The organism is Pantoea sp. CTOTU49201 (genome assembly GCF_032054795.1).
Lineage (GTDB): Bacteria > Pseudomonadota > Gammaproteobacteria > Enterobacterales > Enterobacteriaceae > Pantoea > Pantoea symbiotica.
Window position 1 is genome coordinate 1 of record NZ_DAMBSA010000551.1, and the last position, 2,356, is coordinate 2,356.

At 57.0% G+C, this 2,356-nt stretch carries 2 protein-coding genes and 1 pseudogene; all 3 read right to left on the bottom strand.

Annotated elements, in window-relative coordinates; genetic code table 11:
* A pseudogene (locus tag RTY00_RS23620) lies at positions 1 to 676 on the bottom strand (ABC transporter ATP-binding protein); the annotation flags it as partial.
* Between the two features lie 10 nt (positions 677 to 686).
* Positions 687 to 1,640: an ABC transporter permease gene (locus tag RTY00_RS23625; protein ID WP_312666586.1), complete on the bottom strand. Its 954-nt coding sequence runs from the start codon at positions 1,638 to 1,640 to the stop codon at positions 687 to 689.
* A gap of 9 nt (positions 1,641 to 1,649) precedes the next feature.
* Positions 1,650 to 2,356 (bottom strand): ABC transporter permease (locus RTY00_RS23630; RefSeq protein WP_312666587.1); only part of this gene is annotated, 707 nt, incomplete at its 5' end.

A 2,356-nucleotide genomic window follows, 5' to 3' on the forward strand; every position in this document is an offset into this window, starting at 1 on the left:
CGAGCACACTTCTGCCACCACGCCCATATCATGGATGATCAGCATTACTGCGGTGCCGTGCTGCTGACAGAGACGCTTGAGCACGCGTAATACTTGCGCCTGAACTGACACATCCAACGCGGTGGTGGGCTCATCGGCGATCACCAACTGCGGATCCACGCACAGCGCCAGCGCAATCACCACACGTTGCCGCATGCCGCCGGAAAGCTGATGCGGATATTGATGCATGCGCCGGGCTGCTCATCCCCACTTCGGTGAGCAGGTTGATGGCGCGTTCACTGGCTTGCGCCGCCGAGAGGGGTAAATGGGTGCGGATGGTTTCAGTCAGTTGCTGGCCGATGGTCAGCACCGGATTGAGGCTGGTGAGCGGATCCTGAAAAATACAGCTGATGGCTTTGCCGCGCAGTTGGCGACGCGCATCGTCATCGAGGTTATCAATACGCTGGCCCTGAAACCAAATCTCACCGTTCTTAACGCGGCCGGGCTCCTGTAACAGGCCGCTGATAGCCGCGCCGGTCAGCGATTTCCCCGCGCCGGATTCGCCGACCATGCCGAGGACTTCTCCCGGTTGCATGCTGAGCGACAGATGGTGTATCGCCTGCAAATTGCCCTTGCGATGGAGAAACTCAATGCTGAGATCTCTGACGTCCAGTAACGTCTGGTTGGCTGGCTGCATCCTGAGGCTCCTAACGTAATTTCGGGTTAAGGGCGTCCAGCAACCAATCGCCCAGCATGTTGAAAGAGAGAGAAAGGATCACCAGCAGCGCGGCAGGGAAAGCCACAATCCACCACTGTCCGGAGAACAGATACTGATTGCCTTCATTGATTAAGGTGCCCAGCGAAGGTTGATCCGGCGGCATGCCAACGCCAAGAAACGAGAGCGTCGCTTCGGTCAGAATCGCCACGCCAAGATGCAGCGTTGCCATCACCAGCACTGGACGCAGCACGTTCGGCACGATATGGCGCAGCATAATGTGCAGATGATTGGCGCCGCTGATACGCGAAGCCATCACGTATTCGCGCCCTTTCTCCAGCATGGTCAAGCCGCGCACCGTGCGGGCGTATTGCATCCAGCCGGTTAACGCAATAGCGCCGGTGAGGATAGCTGGCGCGAAGTGCCCCATCAGCTCTTTGGGGATCACCACGCGCGCCACGCCGCTGACCAGCAGCGTGAACATAATGGTGGGAATGCTCAGCATCGCATCGGCAAAACGCATGATCAGCGTGTCCACCAAGCCACCGAAATAGCCGCTTAACACGCCCAGCGCCACACCGAGCACCACCGATAACAGCACGCTGATCCCGCCAATAATCAGCGAGATATTCAGGCCGTAGAGCATCAGCGACAGAATATCGCGCCCCTGCACATCGGTTCCCAGCCAGAAACGCGCGTCACCTCCGCTCATCCACGATGGCGGCAATTCCGAATCCATCAGGTCAAACGTGGTGGTATCGAACACGTTGTGTGGCGCAATCCAGTGGCTGGTCAGCGAGCAGAGCAAAATCAGCAGGCAGCAGGTGAAGGCCACCACCGTGCTTTTGCTGCGCCAGAACAGCCACAGCAGATCGCTATCGGTAAAGGCGCGCCATTGCTGAGCCAGGCGAGTACGACGGCGTAACGGGACATTATCGTTAATCATGGCAACTCCTTACTGAGCCCGCATGCGCGGGTCGATCAGGTAATACAACAGATCAACCAGCGTGTTGATCACGATAAAAATCAGGGCGGTAAACAGCAGATATCCGGAAAGAACCGGTACATCGACGAAGTTGATCGACTGAATCAGCAGCAAGCCCATGCCTGGCCACTGGAAGACGGTTTCAATCACAATGGCGAAGGCAATCAAACCGCCAATCTGTAAACCAATTACCGTTACCACCGGCAGCAGCGCGTTCTTCAGCGCATGACGAAACCAGATGCGATAGTTTTCAATGCCGCGCGCGCGGGCAAATTTGACGTAATCGGACTTCATCACTTCCAGCATCTCGGTGCGAATCAGACGCATGATGATGGTCACCATCGACAAACCGAGCGAAAGCGCCGGCAGCACGATTGAGTGCCAACCGGATGCGGTAAGAAAGCCGGTGCTCCAGAAGCCAATTTTCACCACTTCACCGCGACCGCTGGAGGGAAACAAGCCGAGCCACACCGAAAACACGATAATCAGGATGATGCCGGTGAGAAACCACGGCAGCGAAACGCCAATCAGCGACAGTATTTGCACGCCCTCTTTTAGCAGTTTGTTGCGGCTGATGGCCGACCAAACCCCGAGCGGAAAGCCGATGGCCATCGCCATCACCACCGACACAAACACCAGTTCCAGCGTGGCCGGCAGACGTTCCATGATCAGCTGAA

Excerpts from the sequence above, each read along its gene's own strand:
- RTY00_RS23625 (WP_312666586.1), bottom strand. The coding sequence starts at position 1,640 with ATGATTAACGATAATGTCCCGTTACGCCGTCGTACTCGCCTGGCTCAG.